At 71.0% G+C, this 26,500-nt stretch carries 22 protein-coding genes; 9 read left to right on the top strand and 13 right to left on the bottom strand.

The genetic code is table 11. From position 1 onward, the window contains the following. Positions 1-54: 54 nt before the first annotated feature. The 3 genes from ACZ4N5_RS13770 to ACZ4N5_RS13780 form a co-directional block, all read right to left on the bottom strand. Entirely contained in the window at positions 55-1,479 is a 1,425-nt protein-coding gene (locus tag ACZ4N5_RS13770) for a hypothetical protein (RefSeq protein ID WP_467757289.1), read from the bottom strand. 298 nt (positions 1,480-1,777) lie between these two features. Beyond that, positions 1,778-3,115 (bottom strand): hypothetical protein, encoded by a 1,338-nt coding sequence (locus ACZ4N5_RS13775; protein ID WP_467757290.1) that lies wholly within the window; start codon positions 3,113-3,115, stop codon positions 1,778-1,780. Then, positions 3,112-3,324 carry a hypothetical protein gene (locus tag ACZ4N5_RS13780; protein WP_467757291.1) on the bottom strand — a complete coding sequence of 71 codons (213 nt, stop codon included), beginning with the start codon at positions 3,322-3,324 and terminating at the stop codon, positions 3,112-3,114. Before ACZ4N5_RS13780 ends, ACZ4N5_RS13775 begins: the two co-directional genes overlap by 4 nt. 29 nt (positions 3,325-3,353) lie before the next feature. On the opposite strand from ACZ4N5_RS13780, the gene ACZ4N5_RS13785 reads away from it, so the two are divergent. Continuing rightward, entirely contained in the window at positions 3,354-3,527 is a 174-nt protein-coding gene (locus ACZ4N5_RS13785; protein WP_467757292.1) for a hypothetical protein, read from the top strand. Here ACZ4N5_RS13785 and ACZ4N5_RS13790 read toward each other — a convergent pair. The 8 genes from ACZ4N5_RS13790 to ACZ4N5_RS13825 form a co-directional block, all read right to left on the bottom strand. Continuing rightward, positions 3,515-4,048, bottom strand: a complete 534-nt coding sequence (locus ACZ4N5_RS13790) for a DUF7144 family membrane protein (RefSeq protein WP_467757293.1) — start codon at positions 4,046-4,048, stop codon at positions 3,515-3,517. The genes ACZ4N5_RS13785 and ACZ4N5_RS13790 overlap by 13 nt on opposite strands. 330 nt (positions 4,049-4,378) lie before the next feature. After that, positions 4,379-5,485, bottom strand: a complete 1,107-nt coding sequence (locus ACZ4N5_RS13795) for an LLM class flavin-dependent oxidoreductase (protein WP_467757294.1) — start codon at positions 5,483-5,485, stop codon at positions 4,379-4,381. After that, the gene (locus ACZ4N5_RS13800; RefSeq protein WP_467757295.1) at positions 5,485-6,009 is read right to left on the bottom strand and encodes an SRPBCC family protein; all 525 of its coding nucleotides are present in this window, start codon (positions 6,007-6,009) and stop codon (positions 5,485-5,487) included. Before ACZ4N5_RS13800 ends, ACZ4N5_RS13795 begins: the two co-directional genes overlap by 1 nt. A 212-nt stretch (positions 6,010-6,221) precedes the next feature. Further along, positions 6,222-6,719 carry a winged helix-turn-helix transcriptional regulator gene (locus ACZ4N5_RS13805; RefSeq protein WP_467757296.1) on the bottom strand — a complete coding sequence of 166 codons (498 nt, stop codon included), beginning with the start codon at positions 6,717-6,719 and terminating at the stop codon, positions 6,222-6,224. A gap of 141 nt (positions 6,720-6,860) precedes the next feature. Then, entirely contained in the window at positions 6,861-8,243 is a 1,383-nt protein-coding gene (locus ACZ4N5_RS13810) for a TIGR02679 family protein (RefSeq protein ID WP_467757426.1), read from the bottom strand. After that, on the bottom strand, positions 8,240-12,448 hold the full coding sequence (locus tag ACZ4N5_RS13815; RefSeq protein WP_467757297.1) for a TIGR02680 family protein: 4,209 nt from the start codon (positions 12,446-12,448) through the stop codon (positions 8,240-8,242). The genes ACZ4N5_RS13810 and ACZ4N5_RS13815 overlap by 4 nt, the downstream gene beginning before the upstream one ends. Then, positions 12,445-13,692 (bottom strand): TIGR02678 family protein, encoded by a 1,248-nt coding sequence (locus ACZ4N5_RS13820; protein WP_467757298.1) that lies wholly within the window; start codon positions 13,690-13,692, stop codon positions 12,445-12,447. The genes ACZ4N5_RS13815 and ACZ4N5_RS13820 overlap by 4 nt, the downstream gene beginning before the upstream one ends. Continuing rightward, the gene (locus ACZ4N5_RS13825) at positions 13,689-15,371 is read right to left on the bottom strand and encodes a TIGR02677 family protein (RefSeq protein ID WP_467757299.1); all 1,683 of its coding nucleotides are present in this window, start codon (positions 15,369-15,371) and stop codon (positions 13,689-13,691) included. Before ACZ4N5_RS13825 ends, ACZ4N5_RS13820 begins: the two co-directional genes overlap by 4 nt. Positions 15,372-15,950: 579 nt before the next feature. On the opposite strand from ACZ4N5_RS13825, the gene ACZ4N5_RS13830 reads away from it, so the two are divergent. Further along, positions 15,951-16,106 (top strand): hypothetical protein, encoded by a 156-nt coding sequence (locus tag ACZ4N5_RS13830; protein WP_467757300.1) that lies wholly within the window; start codon positions 15,951-15,953, stop codon positions 16,104-16,106. A gap of 38 nt (positions 16,107-16,144) precedes the next feature. On the opposite strand, the gene ACZ4N5_RS13835 is transcribed toward ACZ4N5_RS13830, so the two are convergent. Continuing rightward, positions 16,145-18,802, bottom strand: coding sequence for a WD40/YVTN/BNR-like repeat-containing protein (locus ACZ4N5_RS13835; RefSeq protein ID WP_467757301.1), 2,658 nt, complete (start codon positions 18,800-18,802; stop codon positions 16,145-16,147). Between the two features lie 273 nt (positions 18,803-19,075). On the opposite strand from ACZ4N5_RS13835, the gene ACZ4N5_RS13840 reads away from it, so the two are divergent. From ACZ4N5_RS13840 to ACZ4N5_RS13870, 7 genes are all read left to right on the top strand, one after another. Next, positions 19,076-19,501, top strand: a complete 426-nt coding sequence (locus tag ACZ4N5_RS13840; protein WP_467757302.1) for a hypothetical protein — start codon at positions 19,076-19,078, stop codon at positions 19,499-19,501. Positions 19,502-19,503: 2 nt separating this feature from the next. Next, positions 19,504-20,097, top strand: a complete 594-nt coding sequence (locus ACZ4N5_RS13845; protein ID WP_467757303.1) for a hypothetical protein — start codon at positions 19,504-19,506, stop codon at positions 20,095-20,097. Beyond that, positions 20,094-20,996 carry a hypothetical protein gene (locus ACZ4N5_RS13850; RefSeq protein WP_467757304.1) on the top strand — a complete coding sequence of 301 codons (903 nt, stop codon included), beginning with the start codon at positions 20,094-20,096 and terminating at the stop codon, positions 20,994-20,996. The genes ACZ4N5_RS13845 and ACZ4N5_RS13850 overlap by 4 nt, the downstream gene beginning before the upstream one ends. Positions 20,997-21,121: 125 nt before the next feature. Then, a complete protein-coding gene (locus ACZ4N5_RS13855; RefSeq protein ID WP_467757305.1) occupies positions 21,122-21,757 on the top strand; it encodes a hypothetical protein in 636 nt (211 codons plus the stop codon). Positions 21,758-21,824: 67 nt separating this feature from the next. Next, positions 21,825-22,691: an MGMT family protein gene (locus ACZ4N5_RS13860; protein ID WP_467757306.1), complete on the top strand. Its 867-nt coding sequence runs from the start codon at positions 21,825-21,827 to the stop codon at positions 22,689-22,691. 344 nt (positions 22,692-23,035) lie between these two features. Further along, complete coding sequence (locus ACZ4N5_RS13865) at positions 23,036-24,259, top strand: IS110 family RNA-guided transposase (protein ID WP_467757307.1); 1,224 nt, start codon at positions 23,036-23,038, stop codon at positions 24,257-24,259. A gap of 211 nt (positions 24,260-24,470) precedes the next feature. Continuing rightward, positions 24,471-24,890, top strand: a complete 420-nt coding sequence (locus ACZ4N5_RS13870; RefSeq protein ID WP_467757308.1) for a contact-dependent growth inhibition system immunity protein — start codon at positions 24,471-24,473, stop codon at positions 24,888-24,890. Positions 24,891-25,074: 184 nt separating this feature from the next. On the opposite strand, the gene ACZ4N5_RS13875 is transcribed toward ACZ4N5_RS13870, so the two are convergent. After that, the gene (locus tag ACZ4N5_RS13875) at positions 25,075-26,403 is read right to left on the bottom strand and encodes a class I SAM-dependent RNA methyltransferase (RefSeq protein ID WP_467757309.1); all 1,329 of its coding nucleotides are present in this window, start codon (positions 26,401-26,403) and stop codon (positions 25,075-25,077) included. Between the last annotated feature and the right edge of the window lie 97 nt (positions 26,404-26,500).

Consider the following 26,500-nt stretch of genomic DNA (forward strand, 5'->3'; position numbering starts at 1 on the left):
CAGTGGTCGACAAGCAGTCAGCCGCCGACGAGCGGCCAGTGGTCCAGAAAGCGGTCAGCGGCCGGTCGTGTCACGTGGGCGGGAGCGGTGGTTGCGGGGGCGGGTGGGCCCCGGGCGAAGACGGTCGGGTCCGGGACCGGTCAGGCCCGCCCTGAACAGTCCGTAGGTGACGCGCCGCAGCGCGGCCGCCTGGAGTTCGTCCTGCAGGGGGCCGCTGCGCAGCACCGCCTCGGGGCCGAGCAGCCCCTCGACGACGGCCAGCGCACCGGCGGTGTCGCCGTGGCGCAGGCGTTCACGGACGCCGGAGAGACAGTGCGGCCGCCGGTGCGCCTCGTCGATGGCCCGGAGGCAGGGGAGCGGTGTGCCGGTCAGCGCGACCAGCAGCTCCTCCCGACGGATCTCGGCCGGGTCGTGGTCGAGCGGCGCGAGTACGCCCTCGACCAGGCCGATCCGGTGCCGTGCTCCCCGGCACTCCACCACCCGCGGCTGTCCCGCCGGGTTCGCGATCCCGGTGGATTCGGCCGGGGTGTGTTCCGGCACCAACGCCGAGGCGACCAGCGGATGCAGCCGCTCGGCCTCGATCGCGCCGGCACGGATCAGTGCCAGGTCGGGCAGCACCCAGGTCGCGGCGTCGGGCAGGACCGGCACCGACGGGACGCCGCCGTCGGCGGGCGCGGCGGTGATCCGCAGGTCGGGCGGCTCGACGCCCGCCGGGTCGGGGACCAGCTCCAGGAGCAGCCACTGCCGGGTACCGAGCCGCAGGGTGACGGTGCCGGTCGTCCGCCCCTCGTCCTGGAGCAGGATCGCCGCCTCGGCCGCCCACCGGTCGACGGCGCAGCCGAGGTCCTGGGGCACGAGTCCCCGTGGATCCCCGTCCCCCGAACGGGCGCCGCCCGTCGGCCGGTCGGCCCCGGAACGGACGCGCAGTTCATCGGTCCTGCGCGAGTCCCACAGGTGGCGGTACAGGTCGAGGCGGTACCGCCGGCTGGGCCGGGGGTGCGGATGGCGGCGGGCTCCGGCGTCGAAGGAGAACCGGTCGTGGGATCCGCCGTGCGTTCCGTCCCAGAGCGCGAGGCTGATCCGCTGGCCGCCGTCCGCCCAGGCCGGCGGAGTACGCACCACGAGGTGCACCGGGTGTACGCCGTCACGCCCGGCATGTTCGTACCGGGCCAGTGTGATGGTGAGGCCGGGGCGCAGCAGCCCGTCGGGGGCGACTCTCGGCAGGTGCCAGCGCAACAGGTCGGGAGCCAAATGCCGTAGATCGGCACGGACTTGGGAGACCAGTGCGCGACCGTGTGTGCGTGCCAGGGAACGCAGATCGAGGTCGATGTCGATTCCTGCGGCGGTGCACGCCGCCGCCCAGTCCCCGGAAAGGCGTCGGGCGGTCGCAGTCTCGATCATGGTGGGCGGCACGGCGTAGTCACGCACGCGCGGCCAGAAGGAGAGGAGGGAATCCTCGTACGCGGTTCGAGTGAGCATCAGCACTCACCTTGCGCGGACGGGTCCCCCATTCTGATTTCAGAGGGAGTCATCATCGCGGGGAGCATAGCCCGAGGTCGGCGAATCTGTCAGGTGCTATGTGCCGCCCCTGGTCCCGGCGTTGCTCGGCTTCTGGCCGAACTCCGTACTGGCCGGCCGCGCACCTTCAGGCGCGGGCCGAACAGCCGGACCGCCGGGACCGCCAGGGCCACCGGGACCGCCCGGACCAAGGGGACCACCGGGACCACCGGGACCGGAAACAGTGCCACGGTCAGACCCGGCCACCGCCATCGGCCGGTCAGGCCGGACTCTTGGCCGTAGGTCCCGCCGCCGGTCCGTCGATGGAGCCGGTCAGGTGCGGAGTGCCGTCGTCGTCGAGGAACTCGACCACCGCCAGGGCCAGCAGGGCCAGCACGGCGATCCAGATGGTGACGGCGGCCGTGGGGTAGCTCCAGACCAGCAGGATGATGGCGGCGACCGCGACCACGGTCCAGTTCAGCCACTTCTTGACCCGGTGCACCCACGCGCCGACCGCTCCGAGCTCGAACCCCGTCGCGGTGCGCACGGCACCGATGCCGCCGGTCCAGGCAGCCAGGACCCGCTTGGCCGCACGACCGCTGCCGGTCAGCCAGGCCGCCAGCGCCACGACGATGCCGAGGGTGATCACCATGCGTACCGACGTCCGCAGATAGCGCACCAGGGTGTCGAAGAACGACCCCGCGGCGGCCTGGGAGGCGTCCGCCGGCAGGCCGTCCAGATAGAGCGCCCGGAAGATCCAGAGCGCGATGCCGAGGACGGCGGCCCCGGCTGCCACGAGGAGCGCCGCCGTGACGAGGGCACGGCGCCTGCGTACGGCGAGCAGCACACCGCCGGCCGCCAGCAGAAGGGTCAGTACAGGCAGCCAGAATCCGACGAGTTCGAGAAGTCGGTAGAGCTTCTTGGCCTTGCCGATGGACTTGGAGGTCATCACCGTGAAGTTGGTGTGCACCTCGGGGATCTTCGCGGCGACGCCGAGGCCCCTGTCGACGAGCGACACCTTGACCTGGTCGATGACGGGGGCGAGGTCGATGACGACGGCGTCGTTGGTGAGTTTCACCGCTCCGCCGCCGCTTCCGGTCAACGCCTTGTCGACGGCGGCGTGGGCCTTCCTGTTCAGCTCGGTCCACAGCGTGGCGAACGCGTCGCTGCTGACGAACTTCAGCGCCACGCTGTGTACGAAGTCGGTGAGGCCACTGGTGATCGCACCGCTCAGCGGCCCCAGGGCCTTGGTCAGCCGGGGCCTGTCCGCAGGAGCGACCGAGGCGAGCAGCGTCTCGACATCGACGTGCTGCATCACCGCTTTGGTCACCCGGTTCGCGACGGCGTTCTGGATGTCCGGGTCGGAGGCGAGCGGCTTCATGGTGGCCACGTAGCGATCGGTGTTCCCGATCAGATCGCTCGTCCAGGCCGCCACGGCGCTCAGCGGGGTGAGCAAGGCCGCGAGGAGGACCAGCACGACCGCGAAGGACGACCGTACGCGGTGATGCTCGACCCTCGGCGGGCGCTGCTCCAGTTCGGCGACCCGGGCCCGCAGGTCGGCGATCTCGTGTGCGTCGCCGCCGCTCGCGCCGCCTGCACTCACATCGCCGGCGCTCACGGCGTCTCCGCATCGCTGATCGTGCCCGCGGTACCGCGGGCGGGAACGGCCGCGCCGCCGGGGACGGCGGCGGGGGTCCCGGAACCGTCGACCGCGGCCGACACCAGGGCAGGGACCTGGACCGGGACGAGGGCCGGGATCAGGGTCGGGATCAAGGTCGGGATCAAGGTCGGCTGACCTGCCCGCGTCCGGTCGATCACGTCATCCATGGCGCGTCTCGCTCCGCTCGGTCCAATTCGTGGGGTTCGCGTTCGTGGGGTTCGAGTTCGTGAGCTTCGAGTTCATGGGGATCGAGTTCATGGGGATCGAGTTCGTGGGGATCGAGTTCGTGGAGTTCGGCGGCATACGACAGCCCCCTTCTCGGCGGCGCTCGTTCGGCGACGGGATGGAAGGGGTGCCTCAGCGCGGCTGACGGGCGTCGGGCCGGTACGAGGCCAGTGCCCAGATGATGAAGACATCGATGGCGAGCAGGACGACCGACCAGATCGGCGCGTACGGCAGGAACATGAACTGGAAGAGCATGCTCAGCGCGGCCAGCACGACGCCGGTGATCCGGGCCCACCCGGCCTCCTTGAGGATCCCCCAGCCGGTGACGACGGCGATCGCGCCGAGGATCAGCAGGATCCAGCCCCAGCCGGTGAGGTTGATGCGGTAGACGTAGTCGTGCACGCGCGCGTAGACGTCGTCCTTGGCGATCGCGGAGATGCCCTGGAGGATGTTGAGGGCACCGTTCACCAGGAGGAGGACGCCCGCGAAGGTGACACCACCGGCCACCCAGCCGCTGTTGCCCGACGGCGGGGGCCCCATGCCTCCCGCGGCGGGCGCGGCTCCGGACCACTGGTCTCCCCACAGCGGCATGTCGCCGCCGCTCGGCTGGGCTCCCGTTCCACCACCGGGCTGGGGGCCCGGAGGCTGTGAAGAGTCCTGGCTCATGCTCGACCACCTCGATGCGCTGTCGGCCGCTGGCCGTCCCCGTGCCGGAAGCATCGGGGAGTTCGAGCGTCCGCCCACCGCCCCTCCCCCGCCACGGGGGTTCCGCCGACCAGGTGACGGCCGACTGCCGCCCAGCCGACTTCCCGGGGCTGCCGGCCGGCTTCCCGGGGCTGCCGGCCGGCTTCCGGTGGCTGCCGGCCGGGTACTCGGGGTTGCCCGCCTCGACTCCGGCCGACAGCCGCGGAGCACGGACCGGGCGACGGCCCCGGTCACCCCCAACCGGGCAGGCCGTCGGTCTCGAGCACCTCGCCCGTCAGAGCACGTCACCCGTCAGACGGACTCCGGGGTGGTGGCAGGCCTCTCGGCGGGATCCGGCTTCCCGGCGGTGACCAGATTCTCAGCGGATACGAGGTCCAGCGCCCGTCCCAGTGTTGTGAGCCGCTCGTCCAGGGTCTCGCCCGCGGGGTAGAGGCGGACCGTGTCGACTCCGGCGGCGCGCCAGACGCGGAGCCGTTCGCGGACCATGTCCTCGGTACCGATCAGGGTGGTGCCGAGGACCATCTCGTCGGTCACGAGCCCCGCGGCGCCGTCCCGGTCACCGGCCTGCCAGCGCTCATGGATCTCGGCGGCGATCTCGGCCCAACCCTGCCTGCTGTAGGCGGCGTTGTAGAAGTTGGTGGTGGCGGAGCCCATCCCGCCCAGGCTGAAGGCGAGTTCCTTCTTCCGGCCCGCGACCATGGCGCGCAGCGCGTCCTCGTCCTCGGCGAACGCCACTTCGGCGCCCTGGCAGACATCGAGGTCGGCACGGCTTCGGCCCGCCGCAGCGAGGCCCGCGTCCAGGTGATCGAAGTACGCCTCCTTGGCGCCCTCCGGAACGAAACTGGTACCCAGCCAACCGTCCGCGACCTCCCCCGTCAGCCGCAGCATCTTCGGCGAGAGCGTGGCGAGATAGACGGGCAGGTCGTGCTCGGCGCGCATGGACATGCGCATGGGCCGTGCCTCACCGCCCGGCAGCGGGATCGTGAACTCCCTGCCCTCGTAGGAGAGTTTCTCGCCGGCGACCGCCTGTCGGACGATCTCCACGGTCTCCCGCATCCGGGACAGCGGGCGTGCGAACGGCACGCCGTGCAGTCCCTCGATCACCTGGGGGCCGGACGGGCCGAGGCCGAGGAGGAAGCGCCCGCCGGAGATGTTGGAGAGTGTGATCGCGGCACGGGCGATGGCCGCCGGGGTGCGGGTCCCGAGCTGGATGATCCCGGAGCCGAGCAGCAACCGGTCGGTCCGCGCCGCCAAGTAGCCCAGCGGAGAAGGGGCTTCGGAGCCCCAGGCCTCCGCCACCCAGCAGATGTCCATCCCTAGTTTCTCGGCCTCGACCACGAAGTCGACGGTCTCCCGCCAGTCGCCCGATGACGCCTCGATCGTCGTGGAGGTACGCATCACGCACCCGCCCCTTCCGCGCTCTCGGCCAGCTTCCTGATCGCGGCGACGGTGTCCGCCATGCTCCGCTCGAACTCCCGCAGTCGTACGAACACGATCTTCTGCTCCTTCTCCGGCATCCGGTCGATCGCGAAGGAGAGTCCCGAACGGCCCGGCCCCATCCGCATCCACTGGGTCAGCTCGGTGCCGCCGTCCGTCTCCTCCAGACCGAACCGCCAGACCGCGCTGGGGTGTTCGGGGTCCGCCACCGCCCAGGCGAACGCCCGGCACGGCTCGCACTCCACCACGTACGAGGTGGTCTCCCACTCCCCCAGCGACTCGTGCCTGCTGCGCCCCACGAAGCGGGCGCCGACCGCCGGTCCCGTCGCGCCGTCGAGCCATTCGACCGACTGGAGCTCCGCGCTCAGCTCCGGCATCAGGTGGACGTCGGACACGAGCTCCCACACCCGGCGTGGTGGAGCGTCGATCCGTATCCGCACATCGACCGTCGGCTGGTCCGCATACCGCGCGCCCGTCCACTCCATGAGTCTCCGGCCTTCCTCTCGTCTCCCAGGAAACACACCCGCTATAGGGCCCTGACCTTGAGAGTTGCGTAGATAGACTGACCTGTCAAGGAAAACCGCTCCCAGCACACAGGCCGAAAGCGGAAGCCCAAGCCTCAGTCACAGCGGCAGCGGCAGCGGCAGCGGCAGCGGCAGCGGCAGCGGCAGCGGCCAAGGATCCTGCCATCCCGCACTCAGGCGGTGAAGCGCTTCCGAATGTCCGGGCGCTCGGCGAGGTGCGGCGGGTAGCCGGGGCCGAGCCGTGGATGGGTGTCCTCGGCGGTCATCGGCTCACCGCAGTCGGCGCACACCACAGCGGCGTCGCTCTCGTGCCCGCAGGGGTCGTGGTGGAAGACGACCGGGGGCCCCTGCTCACCGCTGAGCCAGCGGTTGCCCCAGCTGTTCATCGCGGCCAGCACCCCGAAGAAGTCCCGGCCCATCTCGGTGAGTACATAGTCGTACCGCACCGGATCCGTCTGATAGGCCCGCTTCTCCATGAGCCCTTCGTCGACCAGCCGACGCAGCCGGTCGGTCAGCGTGTTGCGCGCGATGCCGAGCTCCTGCTGGAACGCGTCGAAGCGCTTGATCCCGTAGAACGCCTCCCGCAGCACCAGCGGCGTCCACCAGTCGCCGAGCAGATCCATCGTGCGCGCGATGGAACAGGGCCAGTTCGCAAAAGAAGTCCGCCTCACGCGCCCAGCATACGAGGGTCTCGGAAAAGGACCCAGCAGCTCGCACCGGGTCGGGCCCCTTGGACAGCCGAATCCAGGAGTGCTCGCACCGGTGCCGGCCTCCGCGCCCGGGCCTGCCGGGCCTGCGCCGTCGCCTGCCCTTCAGCACCCCCGCCCTGCACGACCATGCCGCTCCAAGTCCGAAAGCAAAGCGTCGAGTACCACCTCTTCCTCGACCCGGACCCCGCGTTCGGCGAGAGCGACGGCCAGGTCGGGATCCCATGGAGTGGCGGCGGGCGAGCCCGTCAGCGTCCGGGCGGCTTCGCCCATCCCGGTCGCCGCCGCCCGGTAGTGGGCGGCCGTGTAGCGCCAGGGCAGCCAGGGGACATTGCGCCGCAGTGCCGTGGCGATCCGTACACCGCCCCAGTCGAAGTCTCCGTGGTAGAGAAGGCCGGCTCCCTGGGCGGACAGGCCACGCAGCAGGGCGAGCGCGGCGGCCGAGGGCTGGCCCTGGAGACACACCATGGGCGGGCAGGCCGCGCCAAGGGTGTCGGCGGCGGCGGACAGCACGGCAGGGTTCTCGCAGACATGGACGGTTCCCGTCTCCGGAACGGCGGGAGCCTGCGGGTGACGGGTGAGGGAGCGCAAGGTCAGGACCGCGGGCTCACCGGCATCGGCCATCCAGTCGAGGGACGGAGTGCCCCGTAGGTTCAGGGACAGGACGGTCGATGACACGTCGTCCTTGAGAAGACCGGCAGACGCCCACGCGTCCCGCCGCCACTCGGCACCGGCCCCGTCGGGGAAACCCGTCAGGGAACGCAGGCCCGACAGGACGAGAGCGGCGAGCGGCGTCCCCTCGTCCAGGGCATGCGCGCCCGAGAGGTTGCGCGCCGCGAACGTCGCGCGTGACGTCGGGGGTACGACGGGCAGCGAGAGCAGCGCCCGCACCGCGGCCTCCACCAGGGGGCCGGCGGCTTCCGGTGTGTGCGCGAGCCGCCGTACGAGACCGTCCTTGCGTATCCGTTCCGCCCAGCCGGCGAGCCCGGGGCCAAGGGTGCCCAGGGGTGCGTACGCCTCTTCCCATGCCCGCGACTCTCTCTCCCGCGCCTCGGCGTGCGGCGTGACGGGGCCGGTGAGGGTCACGACGGCGGCAGCCAGTCCGGCACGGCCGGCACCGGAGCGGCGCAGGATCGCGTCCACCGCCTCGAGGCGAACGGTCAGGGAGCGGCCGGCCTGCGGCGCCCGACCCAACAGTCGTTCGACGGCTCGACGTTGGGATTCATCGGGGTGGGACAGCGTGACCGGGCCGATGAGCGCACGGCCACGTGCCATGCGCTGGCGGGCCCGTTCCAGAAGCCAGGCGAGGCCAGGGTCACCCAGCAGCCTGCCGAGGCGTTCGGTGTCGGCCTGTTCGACGGCCTGCGGTGCCGCGGAGGGCGCCGCTTGCGCGACGCCCGTCCCGTCTTCCCGCCCCACCGGACCCCGAGGCCCGGCCTCCCATGACGTCCTCCCGGTCGTCGAGGACGGCGGCACGGGAGGTTTCATGTCCACGAGGACCCCCGCTCCTCGGTGCCGTTCGCGGCGGTGTCCCACCCCTGCCCCGCTGACGGTGCCATCGCCCCGGCCGGCGCCCCGACCGCGGCCGGCTCCGTCGGGGTGTTCATCGGTCCGCCGGGCTCCGCGCCACGCCTCCGGTCGCGGCCGTCCCACTCCCACCGGGTCACGAGGACGGCGGCGATGTCGTCGACGCGGGAGAGCTGGGCGATGGCGATCCCGGGCACCTGCGGGTAGCAGGCCCATTCCCGTTCGCTGGTCATGACGACGTCGAGGTCGAACGCGCGGAGCAGACCGAGGCACTTGGCGCGGGAGTCGTCGTCCACGCCGGCGAACGCCTCGTCCAGGGTGACCAGTCGCGGCGCGTGGGCGCCTCCCGCGCTCGCGTAGTGGGAGGACGCGGCGGCGAAGAGGGGCACGGACGCCGCGAGGACCCGTTCACCGCCGGAGGCGGGCCCGGTGGCCGGTACCCACTTGCCGTGCTGGTGGCGTTCGACGCCGAACTCGTGCCAGGCGCGGTAGTCGAGGGCCGCGGTGAGATCCTCCAGCCAGCTGCCGGTGCTGTCGTCGGCCTGGCGGCGCGCGATCTGTTCCTGGAGGAACGCGCCGACCGCGTCCCTGTCGCGCGGTGACCAGGCGTCGGCGGACTGGCGCAGCCGTTCACGGGCCGCGGCCAGTCCCTGCGGGGCCCGGCGGGACGACCGCCAGACCAGCCGCAGCTTCATTCCCGTCGAGGTCGGGCGCTCCTCCAGCTCCTTGTTCATGGCGCGCACCTGCAGTTCGGCGGCGCCGATCAGCTCCTGCAGCGTGCCGGCGACCTCGGTGATCAGATGGGTCTGAAGGATCTCGCGCTCGTGCGCGGACAGGATGCGGGTGAGCTCGGCGACCTCGGCGGAAAGGGCTTCGGCGAGTTCGGGGACGGCGCGTTCGCGGCCCTGGTAGACGATGTCGACCCGCATACCGTCCTCGCCCGTCCGGGCCGTCGCGGTGTGTCCGTGCCGGGACAACGCGTCCTGGAGTCTGCTGAACTCCTCGCTCAGCCGCTTCTGTACGCGCTCCCAGGCCGCGTCCGAGTCGTCGGTGGCGGACAGTCGGGACTCGATGGCGCGGGCGAGGTTGACGGCCGGGGTCGCCGCCCAGGCCCCGCCGTCGCCGTCCGGTACGACGACGTCGGGAAGGCCGACGACGAGGAGTCCCGTCGAGGCGAACCGCTGCAGGGCCGCGACGGCCCGCTCGCGAGCGGCGGTCGCTTCCGTGACACCTTCGCCGAGCTGCTCGATGCGTCCCTCGGCGTGGCTGGCGCGGCGGTCCGCCTCGCCCATGTCCTCCTGGGCCCGCTGCCGTCCGTGCTCACAGTCGCGTGCGGCCGCGGTGGTCGCCTCCAGCCGCCGCTGGAGGTCGGCGACGGCTGCTCCGACCGTGGAGCGGAGGGTGGTGAGGTGTTCGTCCGCGGCGGCGGCGAGCCGGGTCGCCTCCGTCGCGCGCTCCGCGAGTTCGTGGACCCGGAGTTCGGCCCGTTCGGTCTCCGCCTGCTCGCCGGTGACCGCGTGCTCGGCCTCCGCGCGTTCTCTCAACGCCGGCCAGAGCGCTGCGAGGAGAGCCGTGTGGTCGGCGAGTGCCTGGAGCACGGCGCCCAGTCCGGCCCGGTCGGCGGGGAGGTTCATGTCGGCCGCGGTCTCGGTGAGTTCGGCGGCGGCTCGGTGCGCGGCCGCGTCCGCGCGGGCCAGGTCCGCCATCCGTTCACGGTGTCGGGTACGGGCCCGGTGGGCCGCGTCGGCCGCGGCGGTGACGCGCGCGTGGGCCTGGCGCAGGGCGTCGTCGCCGGGTACCGCGGCGAGTTCGGCGTCGAGGACACGGCGACGCTCGGCGACAACGCGCCGTTCCTCGGCCAGTTGCTCCCACTCGACCTCCAAGACACCGATTTCGATGCGCAGTTGACCGATCCGGGCCCGGCGCGCCTGCTCCCGTGCCCCCTCGCCCACGTACTGGGCGCTGCTCTTGGCCCAGCTGCCGGTCAGCGCGCCGACGCGGAATCTGCCGTGTACGGAGACCCAGGTGTCGTTGCCCTCGACTCCCCAGGGGGTCGCCGCGGGCCCGCTGCCGTCCGGTCCGGCCAGTCCGATCGCGGCGAGCACCCGTTCGACCGTCCGCTCCCCGACGGCGGCGGCCCCCGCGTCCGCGTGGTCGACGGCCGGGCACAGCGCGCGGTCGAGACCGGCGCCGCCGAACGGGTCGGCCGGGTCGAGCAGCACGTCGTGGCCGCCCGCCGCCACCGCGGACCCGTCCGGCCGCACCCAGGCGTCGAGGAGTCCCGATGCCTCCAACGCGGCTTCCAGTCCCGCGCGTTCGGCTTCGGTGACGTGGGGCCGGAAGTCGACGAGCCGCCACAGCGGGGCGCCTGGCCCCCGTTCCCGGACCTGGGGCGTGCGGGTGTACGGAGCCGACGGGCCGCGCTGCCCGCCCCTTTCGAGATCGGCCAGCTCCTCGACCGCGAGGCGCTGCCGGTCCGCCCGTCCCGCCTCCCGGTGGGCCAGAACGGCCGCCCGGTCGGCCAGTTCGGAGGCGAAGTCGCGATGGGCCCCGGCCGCCGCCGCGAGCGCCGGGTGGGGGCCGTCCAGGCAGCTCACCCAGCCCTGGACCGCGTCGAGGATCCCGGGCAGGCCCGGCAGGCGCAACTCCGTGCAGCGGGACAGGCGTTCCCGCACCTCCGCGATCAGTGCGCGCCCCGCTCCGGCGGCGTTCTCCTCGGCCTCGGCCAGCCGTTCCCCGCTGTGCACGACCTCTTCGTCGGCCTCGTCGGCGCGTAGCCCGGCCGCCCCGCGGGCCTCCTCGGCGCGTTCGGCCCGGGTGGCGAGTTCCTCCACATGGGCGACGGCACGCCGTCTGCGCGCTGTCGCCTCGTCCGCCTCCCGGCGCAGGGCCGCCTCGGGTGCTCCCTGGGTCCGCGGCGAGTCGAGGCGGGCTGTCGCGGCGGTCTCGTCGACCCGGCCCTGGAGGTCGTCCAGCGCACTGAGCGCCGCGGTGCGCCGCCGCCCGGCGGTGGCGAGCCGGCCGAGGGCCCGGGTGTGGGCCTCGGACGCCGTCCGGCGGTCCTCCTCGGCACGCGTCCGTTCTCCTGCCGTGCGGGAGGCGTCGGCCGCCGCCTGTTCGAGTTCGCGGGCGTCGCGCATTTCGGGTCCGGTGCGCAGGGCGGCGTCCTGGGCCTTCAGCCGCGCGGCCCGCTCGTCGAGTGCGGCTGCCCTTTCCCCGGCCTCCTTCCGGTCCGTCACGGCCTGTTCGCGGTCGGCCTGTGCCTTGAGGAGTTCACGCTGGAGGTGCTCGTAGCGGGCGTGTTCGCTGCGGGGCAGGCGGGCCCGGCGCCGGGAGGCGATACGGGCGTAGCGCCGGTAGTGGTCGAGGAACGCCGACGACGCCTGTTCCGCCTCGCGCGCCGCCCGCAGTTCCTCCTTCTCCTCGTCCAGCGACCTGAAGGCCTCGGCCGCGTCGGCGATGACCGCCTGGTCCATCGGCGGCAGCGCCTCGGTCAGCGCCCTGGACAGGGCCGCTTCGTTGGGCCGCTTGGACAGTTGCGGCTGGCGCAGCTGGATCAGCAGGTCGACGAGTGCCCCGTAGCGGCGCTCTCCGAGCCCGAAGAGCGCCTCGTCGACCGCTCTGCGGTACGTCTTCGCGGTGTCGTAGACCATGCCGCGCCCCGCGACAGCCTCCGCGAGACGGTCCCGGGACAGGGCCGTGCCGGTGGCGTCGAGCAGGTCGAGGCCGGCACCGATCCGCTGGTCCGTCACCGCGAACCAGTGGCGGGCGATGCCGCGTCCGGCGACCGCCTTCAGTCCGCAGAGCAGCGTACGGAAACGCGGCTCGCCCGTGGTCTCGTCGAGCCGTCCGAACTCGATCCAGGTGTAGCCGAGCCGTTCCGGGTGCGGGTGTTCGCCGCCCAGGAGCAGATTCCATTCCATGCGCTTGCCCGGGTCGCCGTCGGGCTCGACACGGCGGGCGGAGAGGTCTCCGTCGAGCAGGAACGGCAGGGTGAGGGCGAGCACCTTCGACTTGCCGGTGCCGTTGTTGCCGCGCAGCAGCAGCCGGCCGTCGCGGAACCAGAACTCCTCGACGTCGTAGTGGAACAGGTCGACGAGCCCGATGCGCAGGGGCCGCCAGCGGCCCGGCGCGGGGTTGGGGAGCGCGGTCACGGCGCGGTTCACCTTTCGTCCTTCACGATCAAGTCCGGTGCCACAGCCGGGTGATGGGCACGCCCCGGCTCCCTGACCACGGGCTCGCCGACCGCGTACCTCGCGAGGGCCGGTCGCGGCACGACACCCTGCTCCGTGCGTTCGGCGAGTCCCAGCGCCACGATCTTCTCCAGGGCCTGCTCCACCAACTCGGGCTCCGTTCCCGGCTCTCGCGCGGACTTGGACCAGAACCCACCGTGTTCCGCGGCCAGTTCACGCACCCGGGAAGCGAGTTCAGCGGGATCGACCGGCCCGTCCGCCCGTGCCAGATGCCCGGCGAGCAACAGGGTGATGTGCCCGTGCGTACCCTGCTCCGGCATACGTACGTCGGTGAGCTCGTCGTGCGGGTCGACCATGGCGACGCCTTCGGAACGGACCTCCGCGACCAGTCCGGTCAGTTCGCCGATGCGCGCGGTGATGAAGCCGCGCTGCCGGGTGAGATAGGCCAGTTCCTCGTCGGTCAGGTCGTCGTAGTAGAGCACCGGGTCGTCGAGGAGGCGGCGGGTCAGCTTCCAGCGGATCGCGCGGAACCTCAGCTCGTCGCTGTCGAGCGCGGTCTGCGCCGTCATCTCCACCAGGCGTTCTTCGAACCCCTGGGATTCGATCAGGGAGGGGCCGCGCCGGGCCGCGGGCATCCCCGCGAGCACGCGCCGCCTGACGTCGTAGAGCACGTCTCCCGACTGGCTGACGTACGCGTCCTCGTCACCGGCCACCCGTCGCAGCACTCCGAGCCGCAGCAGCAGTCGTACGACGGCCGCGAGGTCGACGCGCTCGTCGCGCCGCTCCAGGGTGAACGTGATCCCGGCGGCGACGAGTTCGGGGTCCGCGGCGGCCAGGACGACCTGTTCGGCGAGGCGTCCGAGCGCAACCTGCGACTCGCCCCGCTCCAGCGCGGCCAGGGTCAGGCACATCAGGACGTATCGTCGCCGCGAAAAGGGCAGCGCCGACCGGCCGGCCTCGCGGGCCGGGTGCGTGGCGTCGGTGAGGGTCCCCGGCGTCTTGCGCAGCCGTGCGGCGTCGGCGTCCGTGCGCAGTGTCCAGCCGACGTTGCGCTCGAACCACTCCCGCAGTTCGGCGGAGTGCCGGCGCACCAGCCGGAACGCGTCGGCGTGCGGCCCGTCGGCGGTGAGCAGGGGCTCCTTCAGCAGGGCTCGCGCGGCCCGTTGCAGATCGGCCTCGCGCTGGCCGTCGAGAACCTCGACCAGGGGGCCGGTCATCGGTCCTCCCCCATGGTTGTGGCGGTCCGGGAGGGCTGGTGGGGGACACCCGCCCGGGGGACGGACACGGCGGTCGCCGGACCCGGCTCGACCGGCCCGAAGGCCGGACCGGCTGACGCGTCGACCGGGCCGCTCTCCCCCGCCGTGAGGTCGACGATCTCGACCAGGTGATCCGGGCCGCTGAACACCCCGTCCGGCGTGCGCACTTCGGCCGTCGAGCCGTCACCGGGCGCGGTCAGCCGGATCTCCATCGAGCCGTCCCCGCTGGTGGCCGTGGTGGTGGTCATACCCGGCCGCCAGGTGGCGAGGGCGTCACCGAGCAGGCGCAGGAACAACTGGAAGGAGGGGGAGTCGAGTTCCCCCAGCCGGGACAGCCGCACCGGGCCGCCCGTCACGAGTTGGTCCCGGGCCTCTCTGGCCTCTCCCGCCTGCCGGGCGGCGATCTCGGCGAGCCTGCGCTTCGCGTCGCGCCGGTCCGCCACCCTGCGAGGCTTGCCGCGCCGCTCGTAGCTGCCGGTACGGCGCAGTTGGGGGCTGATCCGCAGTGGTCGCGCCTCGCGCCACGGCGTCAAGGCAGGCTCCGGCGAGGCGGCACGCTCGGCCAGCGTGTCGGCGTCCACCGTCAGATGCCGGGAGGAGTACAGCCCGAACGCCACCCGCCACAGCCGGTGTCGCGTCTCGTCGTCCGGCGCCTGGGCGAACCAGCGTGCCAGCGCGCGGAAGTCGGCCGAACGATCCGAACGACCCGCCCGCCGCTCATTCAACTGCCTAACGACCGACAGCAGTTGCGGGATCGACCCGAGGGCCCGTCCGCGCAGCAGCCGGGCCTGCGACGCCCGCTCCTCCGACGAGACGAACCACTCCGCGAGCCCGGACCACCGGGCGGCCCACTTCTCCCGCGTCGCGGCCTCGGCCTGGTCGGCGTCCTCGGGAGCGGCGTCGGCGGCCTCCCGGACCGCGGCGAGCCGCAGCAGCGGTTCCACCCGGCCCTGCGCCTCCAACTCCCCGATGAGCAGGGCGATCCGCCCGCCGAGCGCGATGAGGTCCTGGATGAACCGCTCCAGGTACTGGATCAGCCGGTCCTTGTACGCGAGGAACGCCTCGACCTCGATGTCGTGCAGGTCGATGGTCCGCTGGAGGGACCCCATGAAGGCACGGGCGTTGTCAGCGAGATCGGTGAAGCGTGCCGTCAGCACGGACAGGGCGACGTACGCCTTGGCCGGGTCCGGCTCCTCCTCCGCCGCGATCACCAGCAGTGCCCGCAACTGCGTGACGATGTCGTGCAGGGCGACCGCCTGGAGCTCCCCACGCCGCCCCAGCACCTCGTCGTACGTCCCCAGCGCCCCCTCGGCCGCCTCGCCGGCCCGCGTGAGCTGGTAGATGTAGCGCTTCCGGTAGAAGTCCTCGACCGCCGTCACCCGCGCGGTGTCCGGATCGGACCGCAGATTGCCCCATCCGACCAGACTGTCCAGCGCCTTCACCACGGCCTCGACATCACCGGGCCGACTCCCCGGCTCCATGGCGGCGTGCACATCCTCCGGCCGCAGATGCACCGCGAACCGTTCCTTGGCGGCGAGGAAAGCCCGCATCACCTGCCGGTAGAGGGCGGTGTTGGGGACGGTGAGGTGCGCGAACGGGGTGTAGTCGGCGGAATCACGGCCTGGTGTCTGGACTGTCATCGTTGGTCCATAATCCCGGACCGGCATCCATCACCCTGCACGATGTCCGATTTTCGCCCGTCTTTTCGCCCGGCCGAGTACGCCGCGGGGCTTGGGGCCGCTGCGATGCCGTAGGCGGGGCATGCTGATGGTCGGACGAGCGGGCCGGGAGGTGCGGACATGCGGTGGTGTGCCGGAGGGTGGATGGTCGCCGGAGTGTTGGCCCTCGCGGCCTGCGGCGCGTCGGCGGGTGGCGGATCGACGGGCGGGCCGTCCGGGAGCCACTCTGCGGGATCGGCGGGATCGTCTGCAGGTGCGCCGACGCGCGCCTCCGCGGGCCCGCCCTCGACCGCCCCGGCGAGTCCGACCGGGCACGGCCCGTCCACGCCCGCACTCACGCCCTCCGCCTCGCCGGGGAAGTGCGCCGCCGGGCATGCGGAGGTCGGCGTCAGCCGCGGTGACGCGCCCGAACGACACCTGTGCGTACGGCCCGGCACCACGGTGTCCCTGGTCCTCCGGCCACGGAACGACGACAAACGGTGGACGGGCGCGCTGAGTTCCGCGCCCGCTTTCGCTCTGGTCTCCGGGTGGGAGACGGCGGTGGACGGCACCGCCCGGGTCTCGGTGCGCTGTGCCGGGACAAGGGGCGGCACGGCGGACGTCACCGTGTCGGCGAAGGCGCCGGATGTGGCCGGCGGGCCGCGCGTCGTCTTCACCCTGCACGTGAGTGTGGTGCCGTACACGACGCAGGGGTGACCCCGGAGACCCGGGATCACCCCTGCGGCTTCAGTGCGTCAGCCGCAGTCGCGCACCTTGATCGTGTAGATGCCGCGGCCGTGGGTGGCCGCGTACAGGGTGGCGCCGTCCGGGCTCAGCTTCAGCTGGAGCACGGCGACCGCCGGGAGCTGTCCGACGCGCTGCCACGTCGCACGGCCCGGCGCCCGGTAGACCACGCCCAGGTCGGTGGCGACGGCGAGACCGCCGTTCGCCGTGACGACCGCGGAGTTGGTCGGTACGTCGGGAAGGTTGGCGGAGATGTCCTTCCAGGTGGTGCCGCCGTCGGTCGACTCGAAGACGTGGCCGACCCCCGCGCCGGGTCCCTCGGTCCAGTGCCGGGAGAAGCCGTTGACCTCCAGATACACGTGGTCGGCGTTCTTCGGGTCGATGGCGAAGCCGCTGAGGTAGCGGTTGGGCACCGCGCCGTCCGCGCCGGTGGCCGGGAGCGTGATGTCGTGCCAGCCGGTGCCGTCCGCGTTGCCGACGGAGATACCGCGCGCGAAGCCCTGGTTGTTGCAGGGGCCGCACCACGCGGCGTACACCTTGCCGCCGGACGCGGCGACGGCGGTCGCGGTGCGCCCGGCACCGAGGTCGTGGAGGTTCGTCCACTCGTCGCCGCTGCGGATGGCGTAGCCATGTGTCTGCACCCAGACATGACGGCCGCCGGCGATCCACGTCGAACTGTTCTTCATGTCCGCCGCGAGCGGGGCGATGAAGCGGGCCTCGCTCGTGGCGTTGTCGGCCGGGGCGACGTTGTACGACGTGACCTTGCTGGGGTCGGTCACCCAACTACCGTCGTTCACGGCACAGTTCTGGGTGACCTGGACGGAGAGGTAGACGTATTCCTCGGCGATGTTGCAGCCGTCGGCCGGGTCGGTGAGGGTGTCGCCGCCGTCACCGCCGAAGTTGGAGCCCATCACCTTGTCGTTGCTGCGCAGAATCGACTGGCCGTTGTCCTGCAGGCCGCCGGTGACGGAGACTCCGCCGTACGTACGGTCCTTGCCGATGCCCACCGAGTAGTACTGGAGGGTGTCGATGGTGCCGTCGTTGAGGGAGGTCCAGTCGGTGGCGTGGCCCGAGGAGTCCTGGGAACCGTTGACCGGGCGCTTGTAGGCGCCGCCGTCGTTGCCGACGTACACGTAACTCTTGCCGTGGTAGCTGCCGATGGCGACGCCGTGCTGGTCGGAATGGGTGGTCTGGTTGCAGTCGCCGGTCTGCTTGGCCGGGTCGATGCTCCAGCAGGAGAAGCCGAAGTTCCAGTACGGGCCGACGGTCGACCAGCTGCTGCCGCCGTCCTTGGTCTCGTAGACCTCTTCGAGCCCCGCGTACACGTGCTCCGCGTTCGCCGGGTCGACGGTCAGGAACTGGTTGTACCAAGCCTGCACGCCCGGCATGTAACCGCTGGAGGTCAGCGCCGAACCGTCGGCCGCCAGCTGCTGGTAGTCGGCGATCTTCGTCCAAGGCCCGGTGGGTGAACCGGACTTGGAGACGTAGAAGCCCTCCAGGCCACTGTCCGGGTTGGTGTTCAGCTGCTCCGGTGACTGGTCGATGGCGTAGTAGCGCGAACCGTCGGCGGACCGGGCGAAGGTGACGTCGCCGACGTTGTCCGGGTCGGACGGCAGGTCGCCCAGGCCAGTGATCCGCGTCCAGGTACCGCCGGAACCCTTGGTGTAGAAGCCGTTGTAGTCGTCACCGCTGCGCCAGCCGACCGCGAGGACCACCTTGGCGGGGTTCTTCGGGTCGATCGCGATGTCGTTGGTGATGTTCTTGTACGGGGCCGAGGCGTCGCCGGCCAGCGAACCGCCCGGCAGGTAGTCCGGGTTGGGCGCGAACTCCAGTTTCCAGGCGCCGCCGAGGGTCTTCGTGGAGTGGCTCCAGACACCCTCGCTGGTCGCAGCCCACACCTTGCCCCCACCGAACCGCAGTTGGTGGATGGTGGTGCTCTCCAGCTCGTCACCGCCGACCCTGCTGCGGGAGGAGAACGTGCCGTGGTGCGGGTCGCTCAGTGCGTACACCCCGCTGCCGAGGTACGCGTCCGCGTTGGTGTTCGCCTCGCCGGTGCCCAGCCACAGGCGCCCGGACCCGTCCAACGCCAGTGCGCCGGTCGACTGGGAGGACAGCTTGTCGCTGATGGGCTGCCAGTGCCCGCCGCCGGACCGGGACCGCCATACGCCGCCGCCCGCGCTGCCGGCGTAGACGTACCCCCCGCCGTCGGCCGCCATCGCGGCCAGGCGCCCGGTGACATTGCCCGAACCGCCGCTGGAGTTGGAGTCGTAGTCGCGGTAGCGCCCGTCGTCGGAGTTGTACGGAAGATCAGTGACGTTCCGCCAACTGCCGCCGGTAGAAGCCAATTGGGCGAGGCTGTTCCACGCGGCACCGTACGCGCCGGGCGCGACGACGCCGGGCGAGGTGCGGGCCTCGGCGTACTGGTCGGCGCCCTCCGCTATCTCGTCGGCTTCATTGCCGTCGTCGCCGCCGTCGCCCTCCGCCGTCACCTTGGGGGTGACAGCGCCCACCGACTGCGCGCGCTCGGCGGCGAGTTGCTTGAGGGCACGGGCCCCGAAGGGGCTGCCGCCCCGACCGGACGCCGCACCCGCGGGTATCGCGACGAGGGCGGCAGACGCGGTGATGGCACAGATCGTGAGCCATCGTCTCTTGCGGGTTGTTTCTGACACCAGATCCTCCCGAACGAGCTTCGATAGAGCCGTCGCAGGAGACCCGATCACGCACGCAGGACGACGTCCGACGCTTGGTCAAACCTTTGATCAGGACCTGTCATTCACCGCATCCGCACCGGATGCGGGCCGTGCGGCGCCTGGGTTTCGCACCGACGCCGCACCCGCCCGGCGAACCGTTCCTGAGTTCCGGAGCCGATCGGCACTCATCCAGCGTCACACCCGCAAGTGGCAACGGCTGGAGGGGTCCGAGTGACACCAAGTGAGCTCCGATTGTCCTGTCCTGACGGTTTCTCAACTGGTGTCATCACATACCGCACGGATAGCGTTGGTTTACTTGAGCAACCCCCACCTCAACAGGAGTCCCAAGCGAACCGCCCCGCCCGACTCGTCGTAGTCGCGCTCACCGCATCCACGGCCCTGCTGCTGACCGCCTGCGGCTCGGGAGGGGGCGACGACTCGTCCTCGGACAAGATCAAGGGGGCGGACGCCGGCGGCGAGAAGGCCTCGGCGAGCGCGAGCGCTTCCGCTCCGGCGGGGCAGGACGTCGCCGGGCGGCCGGAGATCACACTCTCCAAGGAGTTCCAGGCGAACTTCGAAGGCTGGACGAACAGTGATCCGAAGCTCCAGGCGATCCTGAACGACGGCCGGGAGGAACTGAGGTCGGAGTACGCCGCGGTCATCGAGGCGGATCCCTGAGGATGGCGGACGCAACGGACACGCTCTTCGCAACCGCGACGCCGGAGCAGAAGTTCAGCCTCGTCGTGTCGGGCGAGTACATCCTCCAGACAATGATCGCGGCGGGCGCCGAGCACGTGTCCAGCTGCTTCCTTCGCATGAGTGATGGGGAACTGTCTCAGGGCACGCTTTGTGTCCTTGTGGAGAGACCGCACACCGAACTGTGCAGCCAGGACCGGCAGGGATCCGCCAGGCGCACGGCCGTGCAGTGGCGCGAGCTGTATTCGGACGCCGAGATCGGGCTGGTCATGCTGCCGTACGGCATCGCCGCCCTCTGCCTGCGTGATCAGGATCTGCAGGTACCCGGCGCGCTGTTCGGCCTGGACAACCCCGTCCCGGCCACGGTCCGGCAGCTGCAGCTGCAGCTGTGTCTACCGCTGAAAACCGGCCCCGGGTCGGCCCTCTTCGTCTTCACGACCGAAGACATCGCACACTGGTCCGATTACCTCGAGGTACTCAGCGGCATCATGAAGTCGGTCTCGACGGACGAACCGCAGGGAGACGACAGGCCGAAACCGGACGATCTGGCCGCCGAAGAAACGGAGAAACGAGCATGAACGGTGCTGCCGAGGATGAGGCGCGGACGAGGCGTACGCGTTACCCCGTCCCGCTCGCGGTAGGCATCGGCTGCTACGTGCTCGCGGCGATCGCGGGGCTGTTCCTCCTGGCGGACGACTTCGGTCCTGCCCTGTTGGTGCCCCTGTGGATCGTGCACGGCGTGCTGCTCATCCTGCTGATCCGGAAGCTGGGCGCCAAGGAGTCCAGCACGTACACGGCGCTGTTCATCGTGATCACCTCGCTGATGTCCGTGTACGTCGCCACCATGGCACGCGACGATCTCACACTGCAGCAGCGCGGGGAGAAGGTCACGGCCACCGTCGTGAAGAAGTGGCGCGACCCGGCCCAAGGGCGCAAGGGCCGCGACTACAACTACACACTGGAACATCAGGACGGCACCAAGGTGCCGGGACCAGCCATGAAGACGACGTCCGACCGCTACGACATCGGCCAGAAACTGACCGTGCTCGAGGACCTGCGGGGCGAACTCCGCCCCCGGACACCGGGCCAGGCGGACGCGACGGGCGAGGCACTCGGATCAGGTGCGCTCGCGCTTGCCGCACTCGGCGCCGTCGGCTGGATGACCTGGCGGGGCTCCGACGCCGCGAGACGGCGAGACCGTGGAAAGCCGTCGGCTGGCATACGCAAGGCGTACAAGGCCGTCACCGGCAACCACACCACGGGGGAAGAGCAGGAGGAGAAGCTCCGCGAAGCCCTACGCACGTACCCCGCCGACCGCCGTGGTTACGTCAAGGTCCAGCCCGAGGACTACCCCGACCTGCCGCAGCAACGAGCCGCCCGGATCGCCTGGGAGATGGGCCTGCGCGCGGAGGCCATAGGCAACCGGGGTTCGTGGCGCTTCAAGGAAACCGTGATCGAGGAAGTCCCGCACGACTGAGCCGGCACCCGAGAAGCCATGAGCCACGAACCCTCGGGCGGCAATCTGCTCGTCGCATTCGAGAACGCCTGGAACGGCGGCGGCAAGAGGGACGGAACAGCCAGGCAGGGGAAGTGAGCCGCACGATGAAAGACCCGGAAATACTGTCCCGATTCGACGGGCGAGGCCACGTCGAGTTCCTCCTCGGCGGCTTCGAGGGCAGTCAATCCAACAAGATCACGGCCATCGGCTTCGAGTTCGGCTACGACCTCCAGGCAACCGAGATGCCGAGCAGGAGCACCATCCGCCTGATCTTTGTCCGGAACGATTCCCCGACAGTTCGACAACGTGCCCAACAGACTCGGGACCGACTGCGCGCGGGAGGCCCACTCCTGCCGACGTGGGACGCTCCCGCCGCGCAGCCAGGCACGACCCGGCCCGTCACGGCCGAAGAGATGATGTCGGCGCGCCAGGGTGTCACCACCTACGAAGCCAACGGGTCAAAGAGATTTGCCCTCGTCGTCGCACTGCTCGGTCTCGGATGCTTCATCGTCGCGGGAGTGCTGCGGGACCGACCGGGTGCCGCCCTCGCCGTGCTGCTGGTCTTCGCCATCCCGTTGGCCGTGACCGCGGTGTTCATCCCTCGATGGATGAAGCGCTGGTACGAGAAGAACCGACGGCTGGTAGATCTCCACGACCGGCAGCGGATCGGCCAGGTCGGGCCCCCGCCGCCACCGCCCGGCCCCTCCGACCGGCATCCTGGTCCAGGAAACGGACAGTGATGCGGATCGACTTCTCGGTACCCGCCGAGTTCGAGGAAGTGCCGCTGGGCATGGACTTCGACGCGGCTTGGGCCGAGGTGAGCGCAGCCGCGACTGGCAGCTGGCCCATCAGGCACTCGCAACACTCCCTCACGGCACCTGGACGTCCTACGGTGACCTAGCCGCGTTTCTCGGCTCCGGCGCCCAGGCCGTAGGAAACCACCTGGCCGACACCCAGGGCGTGGCCAACGCCTACCGCGTGCTCACGTCTGAGGGCAAAGTCTCCGACGGATTCCGCTGGTCGTCTCCGGACGAAGAAGGCGACGTCAGAGCCCGGTTGACCACGGACGGCATCCGCTTCACGGTCAACGGTGCGGCCGATCCGGTTCAACGCCTCACTGCCGACGATCTCGCTCTCCTGCTCACCGGCGTAGACGACACCCCGGCGGACGACGACGGCACAGCACAGCGCACCGCGCAGGGCCAGAACGGAGAGACCCGCGCCGACCGGTTCTTCCGTCAGCTCGTGGCAGACGACTCACCCGAAACGGTCGAAGCCGTCCGTGCCCTTCTCGCCCATTGGCAGGAGCTCGGCGGATGGATCGGCCACGGCGCCGGAAAGGTCACCACGAGCGCGTTTCTCATGCTCGGAGAAGCTGGGTCACAAGGCCGCGGCATTTGGCCGCTGACGCTCTACCTGGGCGACGGACGCGGCGGGACGGCGGAGGTGGGGTTCCAACACCTCGCCGCGCGCGAGCCCTTCACCGACCGCGGGTTGCGCGCCGAGCTCCTGCGGCGCCTCAATGAGCTGAAGGGGGTCGACATCCCCGAGGGAAAACTGGAACTGCGTCCCAACTTCCGGCTCTCCATCCTGGAGAGGGACGACAACCGCGAACTGCTCGCCGAGACACTGGCGTGGTTCCGTCACTGCTGGGACACCCGGGATACGGCCTGAGGCGTCGGCGCGTGAGCTTGGCTCGACAAACGATGACGCAAGCTCCCGTGGTCGGTCTCCGGGTACGCGGTCACACCGGCGGCCGAACCCAGATAACCGCCTAATGGGAGCTACGGAGCCGGGGAATGCTCGGTGCCGTAGCCGCCAGCAGGTGAGCACTATCGCCGCCGGAACCAGCCGAGTTCTGGAGTCAGACCGTGCCCCTGCTGGTCGGCCGGGAGGCCAGACCGCTGATGGGGTGGCGTGCCCGCCCCACGGGGGCGTGAGCACTGGATCCATTAGGCCGCGTGCCGCGCCTTCCGCAGGCTGCACCGCTGTGTCAAGTACGAGACGGGGAGGGTCTGTTGCTGCTGATCGGTGATGAATGGGCCGAGGACCACCACGATGTCGAGGTCCAGGACGAGACCGGCCACAAACTGGCCGCCGCGAACCTGCCCGAAGGGGTGGCAGGCATCGCGAAGCTGCACGAACTGATCGCCCGCCACGGCGGCGCGGACCTGGACCCAGCCGAGGTCGTGGTCGGCATCGAGACCGACCTCGGCTCGTGGGTGCAGGCCCTGATCGCCTCCGGCTACCAGGTGTTCGCGATCAGCCCCCGCCAGGTCAACCGGTTCAAGGAACGCTATGCCTCCTCCGGCGCCAAGAGTGACAAGGGCGACGCACACGCGCTGGCGGACATGGTCCGCATCGACCGGGACCAGCTTCGACCGGTGGCCGGGGACAGTGAGCAGGCCCAGGCCGTCAAGGTCGTCGCCCGTGCTCACCAGAGCCTGATCTGGGAACGCACCCGCACCTTCCAGCGTCTGCGTTGCACTCTGCGCGAGTACTTCCCAGCCGCTTTGGCCGCATACGCGGACCTGACACTGACCAGCACGGACGCGCTGGAACTGCTGATCAAGGCACCTGCCCCGGCAGCCGGGGCGAAGCTGACCCGCACCCAGATCACCGCCGTCCTGACGCGCCACCGCCGCCGCAACCGGGACGCGAAAGCGGCCACCATCCAAGCCGCGCTGCGTGAGCCGCAACTTGGTCTGCCCGAACCGGTCACCGCCGCCTACGCGGCCACCGCCACCGCCCACGCCCGCTTGATCATCGCGCTGAACGAGCAGATCGCCGCGATGGAAGAGCAGGTGAAGACCCATTTTCTGGCGCACCCGGACGCTGAGATCTACCTCTCGATGCCTGGCATCGGGGAGATCACCGGCGCCCGGGTGCTTGCCGAGTTCGGAGACGATCCCACCCGATACGCCAACGCGAAAGCCCGCAAGAACTATGCCGGCACCAGCCCCATCACCCGAGCCTCCGGCAAGAGCCACAGCGTCCAGGCCCGCTACGTCCGCAACAACCGCCTCGCAGACGCCCTGCAATCCCAGGCGTTCGCCGCCCTGCGATCACCGGGCGCCCGCCGCTACTACGACAAGCAACGCGCCCGCGAGGTCGGCTACAACCCCGCCCTCCGCCAGCTCGGCAACCGGCTCGTCGGCATCCTCCACGGCTGCCTCAAAACCCGTACCCACTACGACGAAACCACCGCCTGGTCACACCATGCCTACACCTCTGCCGCTTGACCTCCAACGACATGGGGTGTCTGACTACCGAGCTGTCAGATCCTGGCGGTGTGCTTCTCTCCATGGACGCGTAGACGATGCGGCGGCGCGCAGCGCGCCCCGAGCGGGCGTCATTCGAGCGTCAGGAACTCGCGGCGCCGCCGCGACACTGCTGCCGCCAGGACCGCTTACGCCTTTGCGCCGCAGCGGCGGAGCACGAGAGGATCCGACGATGCCCGAAGAGTTCGACCGCGGTAGCTCCCTTGAGAAGCTGGAGGGCCTGCGCTGGCCGGTTCCTCCTGCGGACACGACCCCCATGGCCCGGAACGTGTACGAGCTGCGGCGTCGGCCGGTCGCGACCCTGCAGCCGCACGAGCTGGCCCGGCTGATCGGGCAGGACGTGGGACTGCCCTGGCTGCTGCCCCTGGCCGTGGATATTCTGCGGGACACCGCGCCGAAGCAGGCCGAGAGCGGCTGGTTCGACGATGACCTGCTGTACGCGGTCATCACCAGAAAGCCAGAGGTCTGGGCCGCCGCCCCGGAGCTGGCTCACGAACTCAAGGAAACCGTCGCCGTCCTGACCGACGTCTCGCGCTACGTCCGCCAGGACATCGACGCGTTCCTCTCGGCGCTACCCGGGGACGATGCCTGAGAGCGAGGCATGACCAAGGTGATGGAACAGCCCGCAGCGGACCTTCGCGCTTCCGCCGTACGTCGTCGGAACAGGGCGGCACATACGGCTGGCTCCAGCGAGCCATGCGCCGGCCGCCACTGACCGTGGACGGGATGAGCCTTTGACCGTGGCGGACCACCGTCCGCTTCGGCAGGGACTCCGGTCAGGCGTCCTTCTTCACCGGCTCCAGAATCGCCACGCACTCCACGTGGTGCGTCATCGGGAACAGGTCGAACGCCCGCAGCGTCCGCACCTTGTAGCCGCCGTCGCGGAAGTACGCGATGTCCCGGGCCAGCGCCGCCGGGTCGCAGGCCACGTACGCGATCTTTCGCGCGCCCAGGGACACGAGGTGTTCGACCGTCTTCTTGCCGGCGCCCGCGCGGGGCGGGTCCAGGACGATGAGGTCGACCTCGCTGATGCCGGTGCGCGGGAGGATCGCCTCGACCTTGCCCTGTTCGATGCGGACGCGGTCGAAGGCGGCGAGGTTGTGCCGGGCGTCCTCCACGGCGCGCTTGCCCGACTCGATGCCGAGGACCGCGCCCTGGTCGCCGATCCGGTCCGCGAGCGCGCCCGCGAAGAGGCCGACACCGCAGTACAGGTCGAGCGCCATGTCGCCCTTGCGCGGCAGCAGACCCTGCATGACCGCCTTGACGAGGGTATCGGCGGCCATCGGGTGGACCTGCCAGAAGCCGCCGCTGCCGACGCGGTAGGTGCGGCCGTCGGCGCGCTCGCGCACGAACGCGCGGCCGTGGACGCGGTGGATGCCGCCGTCCTGTTCGGCGACCCGCATCACGGAGACCGGCTTGTCGAGCTCGACGAGGGGCAGGCGGGCACCGGGGCGGGGCTCCAGGATGACCATGCGGTCCTGGGAGCCCGTCGCGGCGATCGCCTCGACGGCCTCCATGCCGGACCAGTCGCGCTCCTCGATGCCGAGTTCGGTGACACCCGGGGCGGCGATCATGCAGCGCTCGATGGGCTCGACCTCGTGCGAGCGGTGGCGGCGCAGTCCGGCGTTGCCGTCCGCGTCGACCGCGTACTGCACGCGCGTGCGCCAGGCCGGGACCTCGCCCGCGGGCAGCTTGTCGCCCTCGGCGGGCATCACCGTGCCGTCCCAGCCGGCCTCCTCGGGCGTGAGCCCCGCGAGGCGCTGCAACTGCTCGGCGATGACCTCGCCCTTGAGCCGGCGCTGGGCGCCGGGCTTGGCGTGCTGCCAGTCGCAGCCGCCGCAGCGACCGGGACCCGCGTACGGGCAGGGCGCCTCGACGCGGTCCTTGGAGGCGTCGATGATCCGCACGGCGTCGGCGCGCAGGAACCGCGCGCCCTCCTCGCCCTCGGTCACCCGGGCGACGACCCGTTCACCGGGCAGCGCGTGCCGGACGAAGAGGACCTGGCCCTCGTCCGTACGGGCGATGCAGTGCCCGCCGTGCGCCACGGGGCCGATCTCGACCTCGTACTCGTCCCCCACCAGCGACTTCTTCGGTTCTGCCTGCATGGTGGGGTGACTCCAGATGAGAAGGGGGAAACGGCCGGACAACAGCCCACCAGTCTACGTGCTTCCGGCGCGCTTCCCGCGCCCGTCGATTTTCGGG

It is taken from the genome of Streptomyces sp. NPDC026500 (assembly GCF_055567635.1).

Coding starts and splice junctions, on each gene's coding strand:
- ACZ4N5_RS13770 (WP_467757289.1), bottom strand. CDS start 1,479: ATGCTCACTCGAACCGCGTACGAGGATTCCCTCCTCTCCTTCTGGCCG.
- ACZ4N5_RS13780 (WP_467757291.1), bottom strand. CDS start 3,324: ATGGATGACGTGATCGACCGGACGCGGGCAGGTCAGCCGACCTTGATC.
- ACZ4N5_RS13790 (WP_467757293.1), bottom strand. CDS start 4,048: ATGAGCCAGGACTCTTCACAGCCTCCGGGCCCCCAGCCCGGTGGTGGA.
- ACZ4N5_RS13795 (WP_467757294.1), bottom strand. CDS start 5,485: ATGCGTACCTCCACGACGATCGAGGCGTCATCGGGCGACTGGCGGGAG.
- ACZ4N5_RS13800 (WP_467757295.1), bottom strand. CDS start 6,009: ATGGAGTGGACGGGCGCGCGGTATGCGGACCAGCCGACGGTCGATGTG.
- ACZ4N5_RS13810 (WP_467757426.1), bottom strand. CDS start 8,243: ATGAAACCTCCCGTGCCGCCGTCCTCGACGACCGGGAGGACGTCATGG.
- ACZ4N5_RS13820 (WP_467757298.1), bottom strand. CDS start 13,692: ATGACCGGCCCCCTGGTCGAGGTTCTCGACGGCCAGCGCGAGGCCGAT.
- ACZ4N5_RS13825 (WP_467757299.1), bottom strand. CDS start 15,371: ATGACAGTCCAGACACCAGGCCGTGATTCCGCCGACTACACCCCGTTC.
- ACZ4N5_RS13845 (WP_467757303.1), top strand. CDS start 19,504: ATGGCGGACGCAACGGACACGCTCTTCGCAACCGCGACGCCGGAGCAG.
- ACZ4N5_RS13850 (WP_467757304.1), top strand. CDS start 20,094: ATGAACGGTGCTGCCGAGGATGAGGCGCGGACGAGGCGTACGCGTTAC.
- ACZ4N5_RS13855 (WP_467757305.1), top strand. CDS start 21,122: ATGAAAGACCCGGAAATACTGTCCCGATTCGACGGGCGAGGCCACGTC.
- ACZ4N5_RS13870 (WP_467757308.1), top strand. CDS start 24,471: ATGCCCGAAGAGTTCGACCGCGGTAGCTCCCTTGAGAAGCTGGAGGGC.
- ACZ4N5_RS13875 (WP_467757309.1), bottom strand. CDS start 26,403: ATGCAGGCAGAACCGAAGAAGTCGCTGGTGGGGGACGAGTACGAGGTC.